The sequence below is a fragment of the Bacillus sp. FCW2 genome, from assembly GCF_021228595.1.
GTDB classification, from domain to species: Bacteria; Bacillota; Bacilli; order Bacillales; family Bacillaceae; genus Bacillus; species Bacillus velezensis.
Genome location: NZ_CP089436.1, coordinates 4,150,116 through 4,150,656 on the forward strand (window position 1 = coordinate 4,150,116; position 541 = coordinate 4,150,656).

6 tRNA genes are annotated in these 541 nt (G+C 52.9%); all 6 read left to right on the top strand.

The features are described from left to right. The first annotated feature begins 17 nt into the window (after nt 1–17). The 6 genes from K3G25_RS20665 to K3G25_RS20690 all read left to right on the top strand — a co-directional run bounded on the left by K3G25_RS20665 (nt 18) and on the right by K3G25_RS20690 (nt 521). Nucleotides 18–93: transfer RNA gene (locus K3G25_RS20665), tRNA-His, on the top strand. An 8-nt stretch (nt 94–101) separates the two neighbouring features. Further along, nucleotides 102–175: transfer RNA gene (locus K3G25_RS20670), tRNA-Gly, on the top strand. A 15-nt stretch (nt 176–190) separates the two neighbouring features. Further along, nucleotides 191–267: transfer RNA gene (locus K3G25_RS20675), tRNA-Ile, on the top strand. Between the two features lie 10 nt (nt 268–277). After that, nucleotides 278–352, top strand: a tRNA-Asn gene (locus tag K3G25_RS20680). A gap of 3 nt (nt 353–355) precedes the next feature. Beyond that, nucleotides 356–446: transfer RNA gene (locus K3G25_RS20685), tRNA-Ser, on the top strand. Nucleotides 447–449: 3 nt separating this feature from the next. Continuing rightward, nucleotides 450–521 (top strand) — tRNA-Glu (locus K3G25_RS20690). The last annotated feature ends 20 nt before the right edge of the window (nt 522–541 follow it).

The window sequence follows — 541 nt, forward strand, 5'->3', positions numbered from 1 at the left end:
AATTTAATATTGTTTTGGCGGTTGTGGCGAAGTGGTTAACGCACCAGATTGTGGCTCTGGCACTCGTGGGTTCGATTCCCATCAATCGCCCCAAACAACATGCGGGTGTAGTTTAGTGGTAAAACCTCAGCCTTCCAAGCTGATGTCGTGGGTTCGATTCCCATCACCCGCTCCATTTTTATATTGTCATGGGCCTGTAGCTCAGCTGGTTAGAGCGCACGCCTGATAAGCGTGAGGTCGGTGGTTCGAGTCCACTCAGGCCCACCATGATGATTTTTCCACAGTAGCTCAGTGGTAGAGCTATCGGCTGTTAACCGATCGGTCGCAGGTTCGAATCCTGCCTGTGGAGCCATACGGAGAAGTACTCAAGTGGCTGAAGAGGCGCCCCTGCTAAGGGTGTAGGTCGTGTAAGCGGCGCGAGGGTTCAAATCCCTCCTTCTCCGCCATAAGGCCCGTTGGTCAAGCGGTTAAGACACCGCCCTTTCACGGCGGTAACACGGGTTCGAATCCCGTACGGGTCATTAAAAAAACCTTGCATACT